The following is a 19,814-nucleotide window of genomic DNA, read 5'->3' on the forward strand; positions in this document are numbered from 1 at the left end:
CGTGCGGGCTCAGTGCGCCACCAGATCTAGCATTGGTCTAAACCAGGAAGGAAGAGCGGCCTGCCGGTTCGGCCGAAACCGGACTGCGCGATCCGCCTCTCAGAGTGCGCTGTAGAGGGCGCCGACCAGGGCCATCTTCCGTGGGTCGTCGGCGATATGAGGCCCCATCCGGTTCATCACATAGCCCAGGGAGACCTCCGCCTCCGGGTCGGCGAGTCCGCAGGAGCCGCCGAAGCCGTCGTGTCCGAAAGCGCGCGGGTTGGGGCCGTAGGAGCCGTTGGTGCCGCTCAGCCACAGTCCGAGCCCGACCTCCGTCTCGCCCTCGAACCCGGCGCCCAGCACCAGGTCGCGGCAGCTGCCCTGGCCCTCGCGCACCCGCTCGGCCGCCTCGGCCGAAAGGACGCGGTGACCGCCGTAGGACCCGCGGCCCGCGAAGATCCCGTAGAGCGCGGCGACCGCACGTGCCGTGCCGTGCCCGTTCGCGGCCGGGATCTCGGCGGCCCGCCACCCGGGCGTGTTCGCCTCGGCCGCGCCGACCGGCGGGTTGGCCAGCGCGGCCAGGGCCGCCGGTGCCAACTGGCTGAAGATCGCCGCCTGTTCACTGCTGGAGGCGGTCGGCGGATGCACCAGCTCGGCGGCCCGCCCGTACTCCTTCTCGGGCAGTCCGACACGGAAGTCGATCCCGAGCGGCCCGGTCACCTCCCGCTCCAGGAAGGTCCCCGGCCGCAGCCCCGAGACGCGCCGTACCACCTCCCCGACGAGGAAGCCGTAGGTGAGCGCGTGGTACCCGGACCGCGTCCCGGGCTCCCACCACGGCTCCATCGCTGCGAGCCGCTGCGTCGTCAACTCCCAGTCGTAGAGCTGCTCGAGCGAATGCGGCTCCCGCAGGCCGGACAGCCCGGCGCGGTGCGACAGCAGATGGCGTACGAGGATCTTGTCCTTGCCGGCCGCGGCGAACTCGGGCCAGTACGCGGCCACCGGCGCGTCGAGGTCGAGCAGTCCCCGGTCGGCGAGGATGTGTGCGCACAGCGCGACCGGTCCCTTGGTCGTCGACCAGACGTTGACCAGGGTGTCGTGCTGCCAGGGCCGGGTACGGGCCGCGTCGGCCCAGCCGCCCCACAGATCCACCACGACCTCGCCGCCGACGGTCACGGCGACCGCGGCGCCGAGTTCCGCGCGGTCCCGGAAGTTGTCCTCCAGCGCTGTCCGCACCGCCGTGAACCGCTCGTCGCAGTAACCGTGCACCGCCGGCTCGTGATCCGCCATGGGGCCCTCCGTCGTCCGCCGGAAACCCGGGCCGCGATTCTGCGGCCCGGGCTGATGGAGAACGTACCGACTGGTCGGACTGGAGGGAAGGTCAGAAGAAGAAGAGCTTCTCCGTCGGCTCGCGATGGCCGTCGGCCATGTGCCAGTAGTCCCGTGTCTCGACCGCCAGGCCCGCGTCGTCGAAGCGCGCGAACACGCAGCCCGCGAGGGCGGACGCGATGCCGTCCTCCTCGGCCAGCACCCGGAACTCGGCCACCGCGACGCCGTCCGGGCCGACCAGCGGTGGCGAGAACCGCACGTCCGTCACCCGCTCCTGGGTGAACGACCGGCGCAGATAGGCGGCCAGCTCGGCCCGCCCCCGGTGCGGCTCCCGGAACGGCATAGAGCGGTGGACGCACCGCTCGGCGTACAGCTCCAGCAGCGCGTCCACGTCGTGCACGGCCCAGGCCCGCTCCCAGACACGGACGAAGCGCTCGGCGGCCTCACGCGTCTCCATGTCCCGGCGCCCTCAGGCGTAGGACCGCAGCCACTGGAGCTTGGCCGCGTCCTGGTAGGGGCCGCCGCCCTCGTGGTCGTTGAAGTCGTAGACCTCGATCGACTTGTCCTCGTGCGCCCAGGAGTTGAAGGCGGCGAAGACCGTGGAGGGCGGGCAGGTCTGGTCCTCCAGGGCCGCCGAGAACAGGGCGGCGGAGCGGCCGCGGGAGGCGAAGTGCACGCCGTCGAAGTAGGACAGGGTGCGCAGGGCGTCCTCGGTGCGGCCGCGGTGGGTCTTGAGGAACAGACCGATCTCACGGTACGGGTGACGGTCCGTCAGCGTCGCGGCACGCGGGTAGTCGCACAGGAAGGGCACGTCCGGCGCGATCGCCGTCAGGTCCGGCACCAGACCGCCCACCGCGATGGTGATCCCGCCGCCCTGGCTGGCGCCGAGGGCGACCGTGCGGGAGGCGTCGGTCAGCGGGTGGGAGCGGGCGGCCTCGACGGCTCGCACCGCGTCCGTGAACACCCGGCGGTAGTAGTAGTTCTCGGGTGCGTCGATGCCGCGGGTCATGAAACCGGGGTAGGCCGGCGCGCCGCCCACCGGGTCCGGGGTGCCGCCGCCCCCGCCCCACGCGCTGCCCTGCCCGCGCGTGTCCATCACGAAGTGCGCGCGGCCGGTGGACGCCCACAGCAGGTGCTCGTGCGGCAGGCCGCGCCCGCCGCCGTAGCCGATGAACTCGACGACCAGCGGCAACGGCTCTGTCGCCCCAGCGGGCAGGGTCAGCCAGCCCTTGACCGGGTGCCCGCCGAACCCCGCGAACGTCACGTCGTACACCTGGACCGTCGTCAGACCCGTGTCGACCGGTTCGAAACGGGCGTCCAGGTCGTGCTCGCGGGCCTCCTTGATGGTCTTGGACCAGAATGCGTCGAAGTCCCCGGGCTCGGTGGACGCGCTGCGGTACTCGCGGAGCTCGTCGAGAGGAAGGTCGAACAGGGCCATCTGGGACCGCCTTGGTGAAGGGCCGGTGCGGATGATCACACCGTACGTGGGTGGTCCAACTACCCGCCAGGCCGTTGTGGATACCCGTGTCACCGCGGGCGGCCGGTCACGCCCCGCGGCGGGTCCACTCCGGCTCGGTCCGCGCCCACTCGCGCTCCCACTCGGCCAGCCGGTGGCCGGTGGATATGCGGCGGACGACGGCGTTCGCGAGGAGCACCACTGCGGCGACGCCGCCCGCGGCGACCGCGGCGACGGTCACGGTGTGCTGCCAGATGGCGGTGCTGCCGGGCGGCGGGGGAACGTTGCGGCCCTTGGCGTCGAACCAGAGGGCGACCTTGTCGCCGTGCCGGGTGCCGGCCGGTACGCGGGCCGTCGTGACGTGTGCTCCGGTGGCCGGGTCCGTCCAGCGCACCTGCACACGGAAGGTGTGCTGCCGGCCGCCCTGCACTGTGGGCAGCTGGTGAGGTGCTGTGCCGGTGACCTCGGCCCGCACCCGGTGGCGTTCGGCGCGCTGCGTCGCGGCGAGGCCCCGCGCCTCGTCGTGGGCCCACCAGCCCGCCAGCGCTCCCGCCAGCGGCGTGCCCACCAGCAGCAGAGCGGCGACGATCAGCGCCGTCCACGCCTCGATCACGTCCGACCGACGCCGCAGCGGATTGCGCCGCCGGTCGCGCACCCGGGTAAGCATGTCGACCTCCTCGCCGTGACCGAAGCCGGAGGAGCCGTTTCGTGGCCGGTACGTATTGTCCCTCCCCATGGCGTATGCGCGCGAGTGCCCGGAAAACATCGGGTACCCCGCGAGACGCGGATCGTTCACGGCGGTCCGCCTCGACGCAGTGCTTCAGGCCACGTCAGCCGAAGCGTTCGATGCGGATCCGGTGCACGGGCTGGCCGGCCTCGACCAGCAGCCGGGAGGCGTGTTCGGCGAAGGAGTTCGAACCGCACACATAGGCCTCCCACCCACCAGGAGGCCGCTCGGCCAGGAGCGGCGCCACATGTGCCGCGGCCATACGTCCCACCGGCGCGCCCACCGGCGCGCTGCGCGTGAAGACCGGTGTCGTCTCCGCGCCGAACTCCCGCGCGTAGATGAGCTCCTCGGGACCGCGCGCGGACACCAGCAGCCGCAGGGGTACGTCCAGGCCGCGCGCCCGGTGGTGCCGCAGCATCGACATCAGCGGTACGACCCCGGAGCCGGCCCCGATCAGCAGCGCGGGCCGGTCGCCCGGCCAGGCGAAGAAGCCGCTCAGCGGGCCGCGCATCTCGACCCGGTCACCGGGCCGGGCCACGGTGTGGAACCAGCCCGAGACCTCGCCGTCCGCCACATGGTCAAGGGTCAGTTCGACGTGCCCGGTGTCGTCGGGCGCCGACGCGATCGAATAGTGGCGCTGGGCCGCATAACCGTCCTCGGCGGTCAGCCGCACCAGCAGGTGCTGGCCGGGCAGATGTCCGGCCCAGCCGGGCACGGCGAACCGGAACGTGGCAGCGCGCGGCGTCTCGCGGCGGATCTCCGTGAGCGTGGCCGTGTGCCACACCGCGGCGCTCTCCTCGCTGACGCCGATGCGGCCGGGCACGGCGAAGCGGGTGGATGGCGCGAAGGCATCGGGAGTGGACGTCTCAGTCACCGGAGTACCGCTGCTCCTGCCAGGGGTTGCCGCGCGCGTGGTAGCCGTTCTGCTCCCAGAATCCCGGCTCGTCGTGGTCGAGGAGTCTCAGGCCCGCGATCCACTTGGCGCTCTTCCAGAAGTACAGGTGGGGCACCAGCAGCCGGGCGGGCCCGCCGTGCTCGGGGGTGAGCGGCTGCCCGTCGTACTCCCAGGCGATCCAGGCCCGCCCGCCGGTCAGGTCCGCGAGCGGCAGGTTCGAGGTGTACCCGGTGTGCGAGTACGCGACGACGTGGGTGACCGACACATGGGGCCGCACCACATCGAGGAAGGAGTCCAGGGACACACCCCCGAACCGCACCCCGAACTTCGACCAGCTCGTCACGCAGTGGATGTCGCCCTCGTAGGCCGACGCCGGGAGCGCGTGCGCCTGCTCCCAGTCCCAGGTCCGCGGCCGCTCCACGAGCCCGTCGACGCGGAAGGTCCAGTCGGCGGGCGCCAGTTCGGGGGTGACCTCGGCGGACAGCACGGGCCAGTCGTCGCCCGCGTCGTACTGGCCGGGTGGCAGGCCGGGGTTGTGGACGCGGGGGCGTCCGGTGAAGCCTCGGGTGACGTTCATGCGGATCCAGCGGGACGGAAGCGATTGGTTACCTGTTCAACCGTACGTGCTCGCCGGACGGGCTCCCGCCCGGGGACCGCGATTCCGGACCCGCGATTCCGGGCCCGCGATCATCAAAGCCGTATGAAGCTTCCGCCGCCCCGGGAATAGCCGTCCGCCGATCACCCTTGCTGACTGTTGCCGGCGTAGACAGCGAAGGAGTGGGAGCACATGCCCAAGGCGTACGTCTTCACGCGGAACGGCGGGCCCGAGGCCGAGGCCCTGATCGAGGTGGAGCGGCCCGTCCCCGGCGCGGGCCAGGTCCTGGTCGCGGTGCGTGCCGCGGGCGTGAACCCCGTGGACTGGAAACTGCGCAACGGATTCCGGCGCCCCGGCGACAGCGGCGAGCGCGCGTTTCCCGCCTTCATGGGCAGCGAGGTCTCGGGCGTCGTCGAGGAGGTCGGCGAGGGTGCCGAGGGGTTCGCCCTCGGGGACGAGGTCTTCGGGCAGCCGGTCGTCGGCGGGTACTCCGAGTACGCCCTGCTGACGACCGGCTTCACCGCGCAGAAGCCCGCGGGCCTGTCCTTCACCGACGCGGCGACCCTGCCCGTCGCGGGCGCGACGGCGTACGACGGAGTCCGCCAGCTCGATCTGCCGGCCGGCGCGACCGTGCTGGTCACCGGCGCGGGAGGCGGGGTCGGCGTCGCGGCCGTGCAGATCGCCCGGGCGCTCGGACTGCGCGTCGTGGGCGTCGCGAGCGAGGCCAAGAAGGACCTGGTCGAGTCCCTCGGCGCCGTGCACGTCCCGTCCGGCGCGGGCTGGACCGCGCGCGTGCCGGGCGCGGTCGACGGTGTCTACGACCTCGTCGGCGGCACCGTCCTCACCGAGGCCGCGACCCTGCTCAGCGACCGCACGAAGCTCGTCACGGCCGGGGGCTCGCCCGACGCGGCGCAGGAGGCAGGCGGCGCCCGCGTCGTCCGGGTCCGCACCTCCGCCCGGCTGGCCGAGGTGGCCGATCTGTTCGTCGGCGGCGGCCTGGACCCGCATGTGACGCAGACCTTCCCCCTCGACCGGGCCGGGGAGGCGCTGCGCACCGTCGAGGAGGGCCACGCCCGCGGCAAGATCGTGATCGTCCCCACGGAGAACGCCGGATGAGCCACGTCCTCGACCACCCCGCCCTCGCCGCGCTGACCGGCCCGCACGCCCACTTCGCCGAACGGCGCGGCCGGGTGCTGCGCTATCCCGTCGACGTGACGCCCTGGCAGGCCCTGCCCGCGGAGCCCGACGCCGGGGACTGGGCCGACCTGGCGGCGCTCGCGGGCCCCGGCGCCGAGGTCCCGCTTCTCGGTTTCCGCGGCGAGGTCCCGGCCGACTGGGAGATCACGTTCCGGATCGAGGGCGTGCAGTACGTCGACGACGGCCTGGCCGCCGCCCCCGAGGCGGAGGCCGTCCCCCTCGGCCCCGCCGACGTCCCCGAGATGCTCGACCTGGTCGCGCGCACCCGGCCCGGCCCCTTCCTGCCGCGCACCATCGAACTGGGCACCTACCTGGGCATCCGGCGCGGCGGCGCCCTGGTCGCGATGGCGGGGGAGCGGCTGCACCCGCCCGGCTGGACCGAGATCAGCGCCGTCTGCACCGACCCGTCCGTGCGCGGTGAGGGCCTGGCGACCCGGCTGATCCTCGCCGTCGCGCACGGCATCCGGGAACGCGGCGAGACGCCGTTCCTGCACACCGGCGCGGGCAACACGAACGCCATCCGGCTCTACGAGTCCCTCGGCTTCCGCCTGCGCCGGACCACGGCGTTCATGTCGGCCCGCGCCCCTGAACACCTCGTGGACGAGCGGGTGGTGGCCGTTTCCTGACCCGTGTTCAAGCGTCGTCCTCGGGGCGCGCCCACGCGTTGTAGCGCACGAGATAGCCGGCGAACCGCTCCAGATCCTCCCTCGGCCAGTCCGCCAGCCGTTCCCGGAAGGCCGCCCGGCGGCTGTCGGTGACCTGCGCGAGGATCCGGGTGCCGGCCTCGGTCAGGTGCAGGACCTGGACTCGGTGGTCGTCCGGGTCCACACGCCGCTCGATCAGACCGGCCCGCTCCAGCGCGGCCACCTGGCGGCTGACGGTCGACTTGTCGAGGGCGTAGTGCGCCGCCAGGTCGGTGGCCCGGCAGCCGCCGCTCTCCTCCAGATGCCCGAGCAGTGTGTACGAGACCAGCGACAGCTCGGGGTGCATACGGCCCGCCGACGCACGGGCGCGGCGGGCGAAGGCGGTCATCTCGCGCTGGATCGTCTCAACGGCCTCGTCTGCTTCCACCGGACCTCCCTCACTCACCGAGGAACCCACCACGGAATATCACCCGGGTCCCTCTTGGTTGTATAGTACAACTTATTCGGGAGTTGTATAAGCCAACCATCTGGAGGTGTGAGCGATGAGGTCGCAGGGCCTGCGTCATGTGATCACGCACCTGATCACCCCGCTGCTGATGTGCATCGGCATGGGACTCGCGTACATGGGGGCGTTCGTGGCGCCGGAGCCCCACCACCTGCCCGTCGCCGTCGTCGGCTCCGGCCCGCAGGCGAAGGTGTTCGCGCAGACCGTGAAGGACGCGGCGGGGGACAAGCTCGACGTCCGCACCGTCGCCACCCGCTCCGCGGCCGTCGCCCTGCTCGACTCCCGTGACATCACAGGGGCCTTCGTGCCCAGCGGGCGGACACCGGAACTCGTCGTCGCCTCCGCCGCCTCCGACATGGACGCGACGGCGGTCGAGAAGGTGTTCACGCCCGTCGCGGCCGAGCAGGGCAACCCGCTGAAGGTCACCGACGTGGCCGCACCCGTCTCCGACGACCCCACCGGGCAGGGCCTGTTCTTCCTGCTGATCGCGTTGAGCATCGGTTCCTACGCCTCGGTCGCCGCGCTCGGCGCCGCCGGGGCCGGTCTGCGGATGCGGGTGCGCGCCCTGCTGGCACTCGGGGTCTCCACCGTCGTCGGCGGCATCGGCGCGCTGCTCGCCGGGCCCGTCTTCCACCTCGCCCACCACGACCTCACCACCCTGTGGGGCATGGCCTGGCTCTACTCCGCCGGCATCCTCTTCGTCGGAGTGGGCCTGCACACCTTCCTCAGGCGCTGGACCACGCTCGCCATGATGGTGCTGTTCGTGATGCTCAACTTCACCAGCTCCGGCGGTCTGTTCCGCCCCGACCTCCAGAACGGCTTCTTCGGCACCCTGCACGCCTTCTGGAACGGCGCCGGCTTCGTGGAGGGCGCCCGCAGCCTGCTGTACTTCGGCAGCGACGGCCTGTCGCGCAACGTGTGGACGCTGGCGGCCTGGCTGCTGCTCGGCCTCGCCGTCATGGTGATCGCGGCCGCGTACGAGCGGTCCAAGGCGCAGGCGGCTTCCGCCGCGCCGGTGCACGGGCCCCGGGAGCCGGCCGCGGAGGCGCTCGACGAAGAGGCCGAGGAGGAGGCCGAGGAGACGGTCGGCGTCTGAGTGCTGGGGTAATGTGTCGGTCCCCGGCCCGGGACGTCCTGGCCACCGGAGACGGAGGAGGTGAGACCCATTTCCGCAGTGCGCAGGTCGGGTGCTCTCCTCTCGGATCACGCGGGTCGCCGCCTCTAGGCGTCCGCGAGAGCGCCCTTCGACACACCGAAAGGCTCTCGGCTTCCATGCCCCCACTGTCTCCTTCCTTCCCGCCGTCGCCCTCCACCCGTGACTCCGTCGTCGCCGCGCTCCGGGCCGCGGGCTGCGTCTTCGCCGAGGACGAGGCGGAGTTGATCCTCGCCACCGCCCGTACGCCGGAGGAACTCGCCGCCCTCGTCGACCGCCGGGTCGCCGGGCTGCCCCTCGAACTCGTCGTCGGCTGGGCGCAGTTCCGCGGGCTGCGCATCGCCGTGGAACCCGGGGTCTTCGTGCCCCGCCGCCGTACCGAGTTCCTCGTCGAACAGGCCCTGGCCCAGGTCCCGGACGCGTCCGTCGTGGTCGACCTCTGCTGCGGCTCGGGTGCGCTGGGCGCGGCGCTCGCCTCCGCCCTCGGCCCCGTGGAACTGCACGCCGCCGACGTCGACCCGGCCGCGGTGCGCTGCGCCCGCCGCAATGTCGACGGCCACGTCCACCAGGGCGACCTGTTCACTGCCCTGCCCGGCGACCTGCGCGGCCGGATCGACATCCTCGCGGCCAACGTCCCCTACGTCCCCACCGACGAGGTCGGCCTCCTGCCCGCGGAGGCCCGCGACCACGAACCCCTCACCGCCCTCGACGGCGGCACCGACGGCCTCGACATCCTCCGGCGCGTGGCCGCCGGGGCCCCCGGCTGGCTCGCCCCCGGCGGTTGCGTTTTGGTCGAGACGAGCGAACGCCAGGCTGCCGCGGCCCTGGCGGCGTTCGCCGCGAGCGGGCTGACGTCCCGTCTGGCGGTTTCGGAGGATCAGTACGCCACCGTGGTCGTGGGCGTCAGGGAGTAGAGCCGAGTACCCGCGTCAGCGGCGGCGTCAGGTCGTGGCCCCGCTGCCCGACGGGCTCGTCGACGGAGCCGGCATGCGCCAGTTGCGGTGGCCGGGGAACTTGCCGTGGTGGTCGCCGTCAGGGCCCCTGTCGTTCCAGGCGCCCTCGATGGCGTGGGTCGCGGTCCTGGTGCCGTTGCCGGCGCGGGTGCCGATGAGGAAGGCCGTGTCGCCCTTCTTGAGGTCGCCGGCGCCGGAGCCCTTGGTGCCGTCACGCAGGACGGTGGTGCCGGAGTTCACGGTCCAGGTCCACGAGGCGCCGTCCTCGCTCTTGACGGTGACCTGGTCGCCGTCGATCTTCTCGACGGTGCCGCGCTGCCAGGTCCGGGTGATCCACTTGCCGGTGTCCTGGTCCTTGACCGTCGCCTCGCCGTGCACGCCCATGCCGCCGGCGCCGAACCAGCGGCCGCCGCCGTGCCGGTCGCCGGGTCCGCCGGGCGAGGGCGGCGCGGATCCGGACGCGGAGGGCGTGGCCCCCTGGCCCGAGCCGCCCGACGTCGCCGCGTAGGCGACCGTGCCGCCGAGGGCCAGGGCGACGACCGTGGCCGCCGCGGTCACGGCACGCGCGCGGCGGGAGCGCCGGCGCCACGGCCCCGGCTCGCGGTCCGCCCCGCCCGGGCCCGTCATCACTTCCCTGTCCGCGGTGGGTTCCTGGTCCGGCTCGTGCATCACGGCTCGCTCCCATCGGCCACGGTCCCGGCATCTGCGTGCCATGCCTACCTGTGATTGTCGAATGAGGCCGATAAGGAGCGAGTAATCATTACCTGTGAACCCGGCTGATCAGCCCGTCTTCTGCACGCGCGCGATGAGCAGCGCCACGTCGTCGGAGTTGTCGGGCTGGTGGAGCGTACGCAGCAGCATGTCCGCGACCTCCTCCAGGGGACGGTCGGGCCCTTCCAGAAGGGTCAGGAGTGCGTCCAGGCGCTCGTCGAGAGGATGCTGCCGCGTCTCGACCAGGCCGTCCGTGTAGAACACGAGACGGTCGCCCGGCTCCAGGTCGACCGTGGTGGTGGAGAAGGCCACCCCGCCCACGCCCAGCGGCACCCCGGTGGGCAGTTCGAGAAGCTCGGGCGCGCGCCCGGCGCGCAGCCGGGCCGGCGGCAGGTGGCCCGCGTTGGCGATCCGGCACTGCCGCAGCTCGGGGTCGTGGACGGCGTAGACGCAGGTGGCGATGGAGTGGTCCAGGTCCTGGGTGATCTTGTCGAGGTGCTCCAGGAGCCGGGCCGGATCGAGGTCGAGGGAGGCGAGGGTGTTGGTGGCGGTGCGCAGCCGGCCCATGGTCGCGGCGGCGTTGATGCCGCTGCCCATCACGTCACCCACCACCAGCGCCGTCTTGCCGCCCTCCAGCGGGATCACGTCGAACCAGTCGCCGCCGACCTCGGCGGTGGCGCCCGCGGGCTGGTAGCGGGAGGCGACCTCGAGGCCGCCCGTGACGGACGGGTGGCTGGGCAGCAGGCTGCGCTGGAGGGTGAGGGCGGTGTCGCGGGCGTTCTGGTACCAGCGGGCGTTGTCGATCTGCACGGCCGCCCGGGCGGCCAGTTCGCGGGCGAGCAGCAGGTCGTCATCGCTGAACGGCTGCGGGTTGTTCGTGCGCTTGAGATCGAGCGCGCCGAGCACCTCGCCGCGAGCGATCAGCGGCACCGCGAGATAGGAGTGGACGCCCGCGCGGGCCAGCAGTTCCGCCGCCTCCGGAGAGCGGGCGATACGGGGCAGATGCGCGGCCTCGACCAGCGGCACCATGACCGGATGGCCGGTGCGCACGCACTCGGTGACCAGGCGGTCGGGACCGTACCGCGCCACCTGCCCGGGCGGGTCGGCCGCCCGCAGCGCCTCGGGGGCGTCGTCCGCCTGCACGGCGAGGGCGCGGATCACGGCGGACTCGGCGGGGCCCAGACTGCTGCGCCTGCCCAGCACCACCGCGTCGAGCAGGTCCACGGCCGCGATGTCGGCGAGCTCCGGTACGGCGACGTCGGCGAGTTCGTGCGCGGTGCGCTCCAGCTCCAGCGTGGTGCCGATCCGGGCCGAGGCGTCCGCGATGACCTGGAGCCGGCGCCGGGCGGCCTCCGCCTCGACGCTCGCCCGGTGCTGCTCGGTGACGTCCACGACCGAAGCGGCCAGACCGAACACGGTGCCAACGGCGTCGTCCAGCCGGTACAGCGACATGGACCAGGCCCGGTCGTCGTCCGGATCGGCCGCGGTCCGGCCGGTGGTCTGCCGGTCCAGCAGGGGCCGCCCGGACTCCAGCACCTGCCGTGCCGCCGCCTCGATCATGTCGGCGTCGAGTTGCGGCAGGACCTCGCGGATCGAGCGGCCGATGTGGTCCTTGGCCGGGATCCCGTTGATCTCCTCCAGGGCCGGGTTGACCGAGACGTAGCGAAGATCGGTGTCCAGGACGGCCAGGCCGATGGGGGACTGGGCGATCATGCGGGTGGACAGCGCCACGTCGCGCTCCAGCCGCCGTACGGTGGTCCGGTCGGCGCACAGGCCCAGCGCGTAGACGTCGCCGTGGTCGTCCAGCAGGCGCATGTTGCGGAACTCCACGAGGCGCGTGGTGCCGTCCTTGCGCCGGATGGGGAAGGCGCCAGCCCAGCTCTGACCGGTGTGCATGACGTCGGCGAAGAGCTTGATCACCAGGTCGAGGTGCTGCTCGTGCACCATGATCCGGGCCGCGTACTCGCCGAGTGCCTCCTGGGCCGGGTAGCCGAACAGTTCCTCGGCCTGCGGGCTCCACAGGACGATGCGGCCCTCGGCATCCAGCACCACCGAGGCCATGCCGAGCACGTCGAGCAGTCCGCTCGGCCGTACCGACTCCTGGCCGTCGGCCACCGGAAACCCAGGTGCACTCATTCCACGCACCGCCTTCGCCCGTTCACGGCACGTCGTTCCCCCGTGCCGACTCCCCAAGTTCTACCGCGCCCAACCGTCCCTGTGACGACCCTGTCGCCCACCTCCACCATCCCTCAACACGGCCAGAGCCGTCCCCCGGAGCGGTGACGACACTACCTGGCACGCAGCGTCGCCGAACCGACAACCTCCGTTACCGAGCTGGTCTGTACATGACCACCCGGCCGGGCCAGACTGTCCGCCGGACCAGCCCCACCCCCCACGGAGGAGCCCTCCCATGCCCCTGCGCGCCCGGCAACGTTGTCACGCCGCCGTGACCGCGGCTCTCGCCCTCGCGACCGCCGCCGTGCTGTCCGCCGCCCCGCCCGCCTCGGCCGCCGACACCTGGAACGAGGTGGGCTCCGACCGTGCCGACCCGCTGACCGAGAGCCAGGGCCTGGCCTCCGTCGAGGTGCCCGCCGGCAGCCCCAACCACTACACCGGCATCGGCACCATTCCCGTGAGCGTGAGCAGCCGGGGCTGGAACCACGTCGGTGACCCCGACGCCTCCTACGACGGCCACATCGTCGAGCCGTACCAGGCGGACTCGGGCAACGCGAAGATGTACCGCGTCCAGGCGCCCGACGGCACCTGGTCCGAGTACGTCCACACGCTGGGCGCCGGTGAGGCGCTGAACAACTCCTGGGCCGCGATCTCGCCGGACGGGCAGTGGATGCTGTCGGGGGAGTACGGCACGATGAGCCGCTTCCTGGTCTTCCCGACCCCGGGCGTCAACCCCGCCACCTCGCCGTCGGCGAACCTCCCGCAGGTCTCCACGGTCAACCTCGACCATGCCGTACGCGATGTGCAGGGCTGCGACTTCTCCGGCCCCACGACGCTGCTGTGCTCCTCCGACGACCCCGACGGCTCGCTGTTCGGCATGACCAAGCCGCTGCTCCAGGTCGACCTGTCCGGCGCCCCGAACGGCACCTCGGACGTCTCGGGCCACGTCACGGCGCTCCGGCAGCTGCCGCTGCGCAGCTCCTGCTCCGGCACCTTCGAGGCGGAGGGCATCGACTACGACCGCCGCAGCGGCACCCTGCGGGTGATCGTCGTGTCGCCGGGGTTCTGCGTGCTGACGGACAGCAAGACGTATCGGTTCACACGGAGCTGAGCCGCGCGCTGGTCCGGCCCGGACAGTGGTGCTTTTCTGGGGATGTGGCGCGGTTCGCGGGGAACCCGCACCGCCGCGCCACCGCCGTGAGAGGAGCGATCACGATGGACCGTGTGCGATCGCACGAGGAGCCCGTATCCCTCGAGATCAGTGGATGCAGCAAGGAGGACGCCCGGATCGTCTTCGACACGCTGTGCGCCTGCTTCGAGTCCGACCGGGCTCCCGACGAGGTGCCGCAGCAGCTCCACGAGACCCGTCCGATGGTCTGGCTCGGCACCTTCGAGGTGACCGACGCCCACGACTGCCCCCCGCCCGCCCGCCTGTCCTCCTCCGTCGAGGTGGACGCGCAGGGCGGCTACTGGGCGATCGAACGCCTCCGCTCCACGCTCGACCCGCTGTTCACGGTCCGCGACCTCGCGTCGGCCTCGGGCGACCAGGAACGGGAACTGCACGTACGCCTAGAACGCCGGTGACTCCGCGGGTTCGGCGGGCGACGGGGCCTCCGGGGCCCGCACCTCGGCTCACGCCAGCAGCCCGAGCGTCGCCCGCCGGTACACCGCGTGAACCACCGGCAGGTCCGCCAGGCAGGCGCGCTCGTCCAGGCCGTGCAGTCCCTCGTGCCATACGCCGAAGCCGGCCGTGGCCGGGATGCCTTCCGCTGCCAGCAGGTTGCCGATGTTCGAGGGGCCCGCGGTCTTCGGCCGGACCGACAGGCCCTCCTGGGCCGCGGCGGTGAGCAGGGCGGCCGCGGGCTGCTCGGCCTCCGTCAGGCGGAACGGCGGCCACTCCGCCACCCGGGTGAGGGTGGTCGGGCGGGGAGTGGGCAGGTGCCGGTCCAGTCCGGCGGTCGCCGCGCGGACCAGGGCCTCCGCGGCGCGGGCGTCGAAGGCCGGCGTCGTGCGGAGGTCGATGCCCAGTTCGCACCGGCCGGGGACCGTCGAGAAACCCTCGCCGCCGTGGCAGGACGTCACCGTCAGTTTCGGCGGCAAGGGGAACTCCCCGCCGGCGGGCGGAAGTTCGGCGTCCTCCAGCATCTGCACCAGGCGTGCCGCCCGCGAGACGGCGCCCGGTGCCGCCCGCCGCGCCCCCGAGTGGCCCGTCTCCGCGTGCACCGCGATCGTCGCCCGCCACAGGCCCCGCCCGCCGACCACCACCTCCGCCAGGCCGGGATAGCCGATCATGACCCCGGCCGGCCGCACCGCCGCCGGGTCCGTGAGGTAGGCGCGGGCGCCGCCGAAGCCGCCGGTGTGCTCGTCGGCGTCCAGCAGGACCGCGAGGCCGCCGCGCAGCGCGTCCGCCCGGTCACGCACCTCCGCAGCGATACGGCAGAACATCGCCGCCGCCAGCTTGGAGTCGGCCGCTCCCCGGCCCCTCAGCCATCCGTCCACCACGTCCCCGCCGTCCGGTGCGAACGTCCAGGCGCTCTCGTCGCCGTAGGGCGCGGTGTCCACGCAGGCGTCGAGTGCCCACCACGGTCCCGGACGTGCGCAGACCACCTCCACCAGCAGGGCGACCGGGCGGCTCGCGGCGTCGTGGAGACGGCGAAACGGCAGGTCGCGGGCGCCGAGCCAATTCTCGAGGACGCTGAGGACGGGCTCGTAGCCGTCGATCCCGGCCCGGCTCGGGCGGCGGATCAGCTGCTGGGCGAGGTCGGCCACCTCGGCGTCTTCGGGGTTCATGGGCCCTCTGTGCCCCGGGGTGGCCCGGATCACCCCTCCACGGTTATGCAACTAGTTGCAAAACCGTGCCGGAGTCCTCTACAACAGTGAGCACCACACCGCGCACGGAGGGGCCCGATGAGCCGTTACCCGCACCTGCTGAGCCCGCTGGACCTGGGCTTCACCACGCTGCCCAACCGCGTCCTCATGGGCTCCATGCACGTGGGCCTGGAAGAGGCCGAGCGCGGCTTCGAGCGCATGGCGGAGTTCTACGCCGCCCGGGCGCGCGGCGGAGTGGGCCTGATCGTCACCGGCGGCATCGCGCCCAACGACGAGGGCCGTCCGTACGAGGGCGGCGCCAGGCTCACCACCGACGAGGAGGCCGGGCAGCACCGCGAGGTCACCGACGCCGTGCACCGCGAGGGCGGCCGGATCGCGATGCAGATCCTGCACTTCGGCCGGTACGCCTACCACCAGGACCTGGTCGCGCCGAGCCCGCTCCAGGCCCCGATCAGCCCCTTCCCGCCCCGCGAGCTCACCGACGCCGACGTCGAGCGCACCATCGACGACTACGCCCGCGCCGCCCGCCTGGCCCGGCAGGCCGGTTACGACGGCGTCGAGATCATGGGCTCCGAGGGCTACCTCATCAACGAGTTCATCGCCGCGCAGACCAACCAGCGCACCGACCGCTGGGGCGGCTCGTACGAGAACCGCATGCGCTTCCCGGTCGAGATCGTCCGGCGGGTCCGCGAGGCCGTCGGCGAGGACTTCATCGTCATCTACCGCCTGTCCATGCTGGACCTGGTCCCCGGCGGCTCCACGCTCGACGAGGTGATCACCCTCGCCAAGGCCGTCGAGGCCGCCGGGGCGACGATCATCAACACCGGCATCGGCTGGCACGAGGCCCGCATCCCCACCATCGCGACCTCCGTGCCGCGCGGCGCCTACACCTGGGTCACCAAGAAGCTCATGGGCGAGGTGTCGGTCCCGCTCGTCACCACCAACCGCATCAACACCCCCGAACTGGCCGAGGAGTTGCTTGCCACGGGCCGCGCGGACATGGTCTCCGTGGCCCGCCCGATGCTCGCCGACCCCGACTTCGTCGCCAAGGCCGCCGCGGGGAAGCCCGAGGCCATCAACACCTGCATCGGCTGCAACCAGGCGTGCCTGGACCACACCTTCAGCGGCAAGATCACCTCCTGCCTGGTCAACCCGCGCGCCTGCCACGAGACCGAACTCGTCCTGGCCCCGACCCGGTTGAAGAAGCGCGTCGCCGTCGTCGGTGCCGGACCGGCCGGACTCGCCTGCGCCGTCTCGGCGGCCGAGCGCGGCCACGCGGTCACCCTCTACGACGCCGCGAGCGAGGTCGGAGGCCAGCTCAACGTCGCCCGCAAGGTCCCCGGCAAGCAGGAGTTCGACGAGACCCTGCGCTACTTCCGCCACCAGCTCGACGCCCACGGCGTGGACGTACGCCTCAACTCCCCTGTCACCGCAGGCGACTTGGCGGACTACGACGAGGTCGTCGTCGCCACCGGTGTCACCCCGCGCACCCCCGACATCCCCGGCGTCGACCACCCCAGCGTCGTCGGTTACCTCGACGTCCTGCGCGGTGACGTCCCCGTCGGCGACCGCGTCGCGATCCTCGGCGCGGGCGGCATCGGCTTCGACGTCGCCGAGTTCCTGACCGACGGCGGCGACAAGGCGAGCGAGGACCCGGAGACCTATTTCCGCCAGTGGGGGGTCGACATGGACTACCGCGGCCCCGGCGGACTCGCCGCCCCCGAGCGGTCCGCCCCGCCGCGCACCGTCCACCTGCTCCAGCGCAAGCCGACCAAGGTCGGCGCGGGCCTCGGCAAGACCACCGGCTGGATCCACCGCACCGAGCTCAAGCACCGCGGCGTCACCATGGTCCCGGGCGTGCGCTACGACCGCATCGACGACGCCGGTCTGCACGTCATCGTCGGTGAGGAGAGCTCGGTTCTCCCCGTCGACACGATCGTGCTGTGCACCGGACAGGAGCCGCGCCGCGACCTGTACGAGGAGCTGCTCGCGGCCGGCGTGGACGTGCACCTGATCGGCGGTGCCGACGTGGCGGCCGAGCTGGACGCCAAGCGCGCCATCAAGCAGGGCACGGAGCTGGCGGCGGCCCTCTAGGGGGCCGCAGGGCCGTCCTTAGGATGACTCCATGTCACTCCCGCACGCGATCCTGACCGCCCTGCTGGAAAAGCCGTCCTCGGGGCTGGAGCTGACCCGCCGGTTCGACAGGTCGATCGGCTACTTCTGGTCGGCGACGCACCAGCAGATCTATCGCGAGCTGGGAAAACTGGAGGCCGAGGGACACATCCGGGCGCTGCCGGCGGAGCAGCCGGCCCGTGGGCAGAAGAAGAGCTACGAGGTCCTGCCCGCGGGCCGCGCCGAACTGGCCCGCTGGACCGCCGCGTCCCAGGACCCCAAGCCGCACCGCGACCCGCTGCTGCTGCGCCTGCGTGCGGCGGCCGTGGTGGGCACCGGCGGTCTGGAGGCCGACCTGCGCCGCCATCTGGAGCTGCACAAGCGGCAGTTGGCCGAGTACGAGAAGATCGAGCAGCGCGACTTCCCGCCCGGCAAGGACGCCCCGCACGACCGGCTCCAGCACCTGGTGCTGCGGGCCGGGATCGACCTGGAGACCTTCTGGACGCGGTGGCTCACGCACGCCCTGGAGGAGTTCACCGAACTGCCCGGCTCCGGGACGGCGTGAACGCGGCGGCCGTCAGAGGCGGTGGGGCTTGGCGCGCTTGCGCAGGTACCAGCCCGTCGCGATGACGCCCGTGCCCACCAGGGCCGCGCCCACGCCCAGCGTGACCGGGCCGTAGTCCCTGATGGCGCCGCCCAGACCGCCCGCCACGCCGAGCGAGGGCGAGGCCGAGGGCCTGGCCGTGGCGGAGATGGTGGGCCTGGAGGCGGGGGAGACGACGATCGACTGGGTGCCCGCGGTGCTGCCGGTGGCCGAGCACTGCACGATCACGGTGTACGTGCCGGGGCTCACGCTCGACCAGGCCGCCGACTGCAGCGCGGTGGTGCCCGACAGCGACACCTGACGCCCCTGGGCGAAGCTCGACTGGCTGCTGTTGAGCAGCGAGGCGGTGCCCCAGCTGCCGCTGCTGCTGGTCCGCGAGCACTGGGTGGTCGTCACCGACACCGTGGACCCGCTGGTGCTCACCGAGATGCCCGAGCCCTGCGCCACCGCCGGAGCGGCGGCCAGGGCGATCGGCAGCACGGCGGCGGCTGCGGCGGTCAGGGCCGAGCGGGCGAATGGCTGGGAGTTGCGCATTGGTCTGCCCTCCGACGGCACGGTTGGCGGTACATCCCTTGCGCCGCCGAGGGTCGGGAAGTGCCCGTGCTGCCTCAGGGGCAGCCAATGTCCCCGCGGCCCGTCCCGCACGCGCAGCGCCCCCGGGCAGGTGACGGATTCCTTCGTCCGGCCCATGCCGGGCGCCCGGTCACGGCCGTGAGCGGCCGGCCGCCCCGGTGGTGACCGTCCGCTCCGCCGACCAGCCGCCCCAGGTGCCGTCGGGCAGCTTGGCCCTGATCCGCACGCGGTGGGTCACGCCCGCGTCCCGGCCGACGTAGAAGGAGTACGAGACCTTCCCGCGCGGTGCGTTCGCGCCGTACACCAGGGAGGTGGCCGCCTGGCCGTCGAGGCCGATCCGGTACTCGGTGATCACGCCGTCCGCGCGTGGCGGGACCCAGCCGAGGTCGAGGTAGTACGCGCCGTCGGCACGGTGGCTCGTCGCGCGGAAGGCCGTGGGTGCCGTGTTGCGGCCGTCGTCGGAGCCCGGGGTGGTGAGGCGGACGGTGCCGCCCGGCGCCGAGACGTTGTCGGCGGCGTCGCGGGCCCGGACGGTGAACGCGTAGGCGGTGCCCGGCCGCAGTCCCGTGACCACGGTCGCCGTCTGCGCCGCGCCCACACTGTGGATCTTCGAGGAGCCCTGATAGACGTCGTACGAGACCACGGCCCGGTCGTCCGTCGAGGCGGACCAGGACAGTTCGACCTCCCGGCTGCCGACCACCCGGCCCCGCGCCGTGCCCGGGCGGGTCGGAGCGGTGCCGTCCGCCGCCACGGCCGCGGGTGTCCTCGCCCGCACCGCCTGCCCGGGCGGCCCGAGCCTGCCCTCGGCGTCCCGGGCCCGCACGGTGAAGACGTACGCGGTGGAGGGCGTGAGCCGGGTGACGTCCACCATGTGTTCCGAGCCGGGCACCTCGGTGACCTTCCTGGTGCCGAGGTACACCTCGTAGCCCCTCACGCGCGGGTTCGCCGACACGGCGTTCCACATCACGTGCACGCTGGTCGCGCTGCCCGCCGCCGCGGTCGTGCCGGTGGGCGCCGGCGGCAGCCGCCCGTCGTCGTCGCCGGTACCGCCGCGGCCGCAGGACGCGGCCAGGGTCAACGCCGCACAGAGGGCGAGGGATCGGTGGACGAGCACGGTGTGACGACGCATGGCTCTGCCTCCCCGGGCGGCGGCAATGGTCCGGACCAATACTGTCGCGGCTGACGTGGTCGCATCAAGGGGGCGGTCGCGGGACGGGTGCGTGCCGACGTGTGCCGGCGGCGGGTGTTGGTGACCGCGCGCGGAAGTTACGTATGCTGAATCACCTCGCGGCTGAACTCTCCATGAGGGCTGGTGAGTTATGCCGGTGGCGCGGACCGCTGTCGTCGCTGTTCCCGCGCCCGACGCGGGTGGCCGGGCGG

General features: G+C 72.9%; 20 protein-coding genes. 8 read left to right on the top strand and 12 right to left on the bottom strand.

Annotated elements, in window-relative coordinates:
- Positions 1–99 precede the first annotated feature (99 nt).
- The 6 genes from ACIBN2_RS03810 to ACIBN2_RS03835 all read right to left on the bottom strand — a co-directional run bounded on the left by ACIBN2_RS03810 (position 100) and on the right by ACIBN2_RS03835 (position 4,960).
- On the bottom strand, positions 100–1,266 hold the full coding sequence (locus tag ACIBN2_RS03810) for a serine hydrolase domain-containing protein (protein WP_399132488.1): 1,167 nt from the start codon (positions 1,264–1,266) through the stop codon (positions 100–102).
- A gap of 91 nt (positions 1,267–1,357) precedes the next feature.
- Positions 1,358–1,762, bottom strand: a complete 405-nt coding sequence (locus tag ACIBN2_RS03815) for a nuclear transport factor 2 family protein (protein WP_399132489.1) — start codon at positions 1,760–1,762, stop codon at positions 1,358–1,360.
- A gap of 12 nt (positions 1,763–1,774) precedes the next feature.
- Entirely contained in the window at positions 1,775–2,743 is a 969-nt protein-coding gene (locus ACIBN2_RS03820; RefSeq protein ID WP_399132490.1) for an acetylxylan esterase, read from the bottom strand.
- Positions 2,744–2,849: 106 nt separating this feature from the next.
- Positions 2,850–3,428: a hypothetical protein gene (locus tag ACIBN2_RS03825; RefSeq protein WP_399132491.1), complete on the bottom strand. Its 579-nt coding sequence runs from the start codon at positions 3,426–3,428 to the stop codon at positions 2,850–2,852.
- A gap of 163 nt (positions 3,429–3,591) precedes the next feature.
- Complete coding sequence (locus tag ACIBN2_RS03830; RefSeq protein ID WP_399132492.1) at positions 3,592–4,362, bottom strand: ferredoxin reductase; 771 nt, start codon at positions 4,360–4,362, stop codon at positions 3,592–3,594.
- Entirely contained in the window at positions 4,355–4,960 is a 606-nt protein-coding gene (locus ACIBN2_RS03835; protein ID WP_399132493.1) for a sulfite oxidase-like oxidoreductase, read from the bottom strand. The genes ACIBN2_RS03830 and ACIBN2_RS03835 overlap by 8 nt, the downstream gene beginning before the upstream one ends.
- Before the next feature lie 210 nt (positions 4,961–5,170).
- Between ACIBN2_RS03835 and ACIBN2_RS03840 the strand changes: the two genes are divergently transcribed.
- Positions 5,171–6,094 (top strand): NADP-dependent oxidoreductase, encoded by a 924-nt coding sequence (locus ACIBN2_RS03840; protein WP_399132494.1) that lies wholly within the window; start codon positions 5,171–5,173, stop codon positions 6,092–6,094.
- A complete protein-coding gene (locus tag ACIBN2_RS03845) occupies positions 6,091–6,801 on the top strand; it encodes a GNAT family N-acetyltransferase (RefSeq protein WP_399132495.1) in 711 nt (236 codons plus the stop codon). The genes ACIBN2_RS03840 and ACIBN2_RS03845 overlap by 4 nt, the downstream gene beginning before the upstream one ends.
- 7 nt (positions 6,802–6,808) lie before the next feature.
- Here the strand turns inward: ACIBN2_RS03845 and ACIBN2_RS03850 are convergent, their stop codons facing one another.
- The gene (locus ACIBN2_RS03850) at positions 6,809–7,246 is read right to left on the bottom strand and encodes a MarR family winged helix-turn-helix transcriptional regulator (protein WP_399132496.1); all 438 of its coding nucleotides are present in this window, start codon (positions 7,244–7,246) and stop codon (positions 6,809–6,811) included.
- Between the two features lie 115 nt (positions 7,247–7,361).
- On the opposite strand from ACIBN2_RS03850, the gene ACIBN2_RS03855 reads away from it, so the two are divergent.
- Together ACIBN2_RS03855 and ACIBN2_RS03860 are read left to right on the top strand one after the other, a co-directional pair.
- Complete coding sequence (locus tag ACIBN2_RS03855) at positions 7,362–8,420, top strand: hypothetical protein (protein ID WP_399132497.1); 1,059 nt, start codon at positions 7,362–7,364, stop codon at positions 8,418–8,420.
- A 176-nt stretch (positions 8,421–8,596) separates the two neighbouring features.
- Entirely contained in the window at positions 8,597–9,391 is a 795-nt protein-coding gene (locus tag ACIBN2_RS03860; protein WP_399132498.1) for a putative protein N(5)-glutamine methyltransferase, read from the top strand.
- A gap of 27 nt (positions 9,392–9,418) precedes the next feature.
- On the opposite strand, the gene ACIBN2_RS03865 is transcribed toward ACIBN2_RS03860, so the two are convergent.
- A complete protein-coding gene (locus ACIBN2_RS03865; protein ID WP_399132880.1) occupies positions 9,419–10,099 on the bottom strand; it encodes a hypothetical protein in 681 nt (226 codons plus the stop codon).
- A gap of 111 nt (positions 10,100–10,210) precedes the next feature.
- Positions 10,211–12,277, bottom strand: coding sequence for a SpoIIE family protein phosphatase (locus tag ACIBN2_RS03870; protein WP_399132499.1), 2,067 nt, complete (start codon positions 12,275–12,277; stop codon positions 10,211–10,213).
- Between the two features lie 274 nt (positions 12,278–12,551).
- Here ACIBN2_RS03870 and ACIBN2_RS03875 point away from each other — a divergent pair, with 274 nt between their 5' ends.
- On the top strand, positions 12,552–13,427 hold the full coding sequence (locus tag ACIBN2_RS03875; protein WP_399132500.1) for a hypothetical protein: 876 nt from the start codon (positions 12,552–12,554) through the stop codon (positions 13,425–13,427).
- A gap of 104 nt (positions 13,428–13,531) precedes the next feature.
- On the top strand, positions 13,532–13,900 hold the full coding sequence (locus ACIBN2_RS03880; RefSeq protein WP_399132501.1) for a hypothetical protein: 369 nt from the start codon (positions 13,532–13,534) through the stop codon (positions 13,898–13,900).
- 48 nt (positions 13,901–13,948) lie between these two features.
- Here the strand turns inward: ACIBN2_RS03880 and ACIBN2_RS03885 are convergent, their stop codons facing one another.
- Positions 13,949–15,106, bottom strand: coding sequence for a M20 family metallopeptidase (locus tag ACIBN2_RS03885; RefSeq protein WP_399132502.1), 1,158 nt, complete (start codon positions 15,104–15,106; stop codon positions 13,949–13,951).
- A gap of 117 nt (positions 15,107–15,223) precedes the next feature.
- On the opposite strand from ACIBN2_RS03885, the gene ACIBN2_RS03890 reads away from it, so the two are divergent.
- Both ACIBN2_RS03890 and ACIBN2_RS03895 read left to right on the top strand, forming a co-directional pair.
- A complete protein-coding gene (locus ACIBN2_RS03890; protein ID WP_399132503.1) occupies positions 15,224–17,239 on the top strand; it encodes an FAD-dependent oxidoreductase in 2,016 nt (671 codons plus the stop codon).
- 31 nt (positions 17,240–17,270) lie between these two features.
- Positions 17,271–17,822, top strand: a complete 552-nt coding sequence (locus ACIBN2_RS03895; RefSeq protein WP_399132504.1) for a PadR family transcriptional regulator — start codon at positions 17,271–17,273, stop codon at positions 17,820–17,822.
- A gap of 12 nt (positions 17,823–17,834) precedes the next feature.
- Here ACIBN2_RS03895 and ACIBN2_RS03900 read toward each other — a convergent pair whose 3' ends face one another.
- Positions 17,835–18,395: a hypothetical protein gene (locus ACIBN2_RS03900; RefSeq protein WP_399132505.1), complete on the bottom strand. Its 561-nt coding sequence runs from the start codon at positions 18,393–18,395 to the stop codon at positions 17,835–17,837.
- 169 nt (positions 18,396–18,564) lie between these two features.
- Positions 18,565–19,563 carry a fibronectin type III domain-containing protein gene (locus ACIBN2_RS03905; RefSeq protein ID WP_399132506.1) on the bottom strand — a complete coding sequence of 333 codons (999 nt, stop codon included), beginning with the start codon at positions 19,561–19,563 and terminating at the stop codon, positions 18,565–18,567.
- Positions 19,564–19,814: the final 251 nt, after the last annotated feature.

The sequence above is a fragment of the Streptomyces sp. NPDC050534 genome (assembly GCF_044457745.1).
Classification (GTDB): Bacteria; Actinomycetota; Actinomycetes; order Streptomycetales; family Streptomycetaceae; genus Streptomyces.

Bases quoted from the DNA above. Each gene is read 5' to 3' on its own strand.
- ACIBN2_RS03885 (WP_399132502.1), bottom strand. From the start codon at position 15,106: ATGAACCCCGAAGACGCCGAGGTGGCCGACCTCGCCCAGCAGCTGATC.
- ACIBN2_RS03860 (WP_399132498.1), top strand. From the start codon at position 8,597: ATGCCCCCACTGTCTCCTTCCTTCCCGCCGTCGCCCTCCACCCGTGAC.
- ACIBN2_RS03900 (WP_399132505.1), bottom strand. From the start codon at position 18,395: ATGCGCAACTCCCAGCCATTCGCCCGCTCGGCCCTGACCGCCGCAGCC.
- ACIBN2_RS03855 (WP_399132497.1), top strand. From the start codon at position 7,362: ATGAGGTCGCAGGGCCTGCGTCATGTGATCACGCACCTGATCACCCCG.
- ACIBN2_RS03905 (WP_399132506.1), bottom strand. From the start codon at position 19,563: ATGCGTCGTCACACCGTGCTCGTCCACCGATCCCTCGCCCTCTGTGCG.
- ACIBN2_RS03875 (WP_399132500.1), top strand. From the start codon at position 12,552: ATGCCCCTGCGCGCCCGGCAACGTTGTCACGCCGCCGTGACCGCGGCT.
- ACIBN2_RS03825 (WP_399132491.1), bottom strand. From the start codon at position 3,428: ATGCTTACCCGGGTGCGCGACCGGCGGCGCAATCCGCTGCGGCGTCGG.
- ACIBN2_RS03870 (WP_399132499.1), bottom strand. From the start codon at position 12,277: ATGAGTGCACCTGGGTTTCCGGTGGCCGACGGCCAGGAGTCGGTACGG.
- ACIBN2_RS03865 (WP_399132880.1), bottom strand. From the start codon at position 10,099: ATGCACGAGCCGGACCAGGAACCCACCGCGGACAGGGAAGTGATGACG.
- ACIBN2_RS03880 (WP_399132501.1), top strand. From the start codon at position 13,532: ATGGACCGTGTGCGATCGCACGAGGAGCCCGTATCCCTCGAGATCAGT.
- ACIBN2_RS03845 (WP_399132495.1), top strand. From the start codon at position 6,091: ATGAGCCACGTCCTCGACCACCCCGCCCTCGCCGCGCTGACCGGCCCG.
- ACIBN2_RS03815 (WP_399132489.1), bottom strand. From the start codon at position 1,762: ATGGAGACGCGTGAGGCCGCCGAGCGCTTCGTCCGTGTCTGGGAGCGG.
- ACIBN2_RS03820 (WP_399132490.1), bottom strand. From the start codon at position 2,743: ATGGCCCTGTTCGACCTTCCTCTCGACGAGCTCCGCGAGTACCGCAGC.
- ACIBN2_RS03835 (WP_399132493.1), bottom strand. From the start codon at position 4,960: ATGAACGTCACCCGAGGCTTCACCGGACGCCCCCGCGTCCACAACCCC.
- ACIBN2_RS03840 (WP_399132494.1), top strand. From the start codon at position 5,171: ATGCCCAAGGCGTACGTCTTCACGCGGAACGGCGGGCCCGAGGCCGAG.
- ACIBN2_RS03895 (WP_399132504.1), top strand. From the start codon at position 17,271: ATGTCACTCCCGCACGCGATCCTGACCGCCCTGCTGGAAAAGCCGTCC.
- ACIBN2_RS03890 (WP_399132503.1), top strand. From the start codon at position 15,224: ATGAGCCGTTACCCGCACCTGCTGAGCCCGCTGGACCTGGGCTTCACC.
- ACIBN2_RS03810 (WP_399132488.1), bottom strand. From the start codon at position 1,266: ATGGCGGATCACGAGCCGGCGGTGCACGGTTACTGCGACGAGCGGTTC.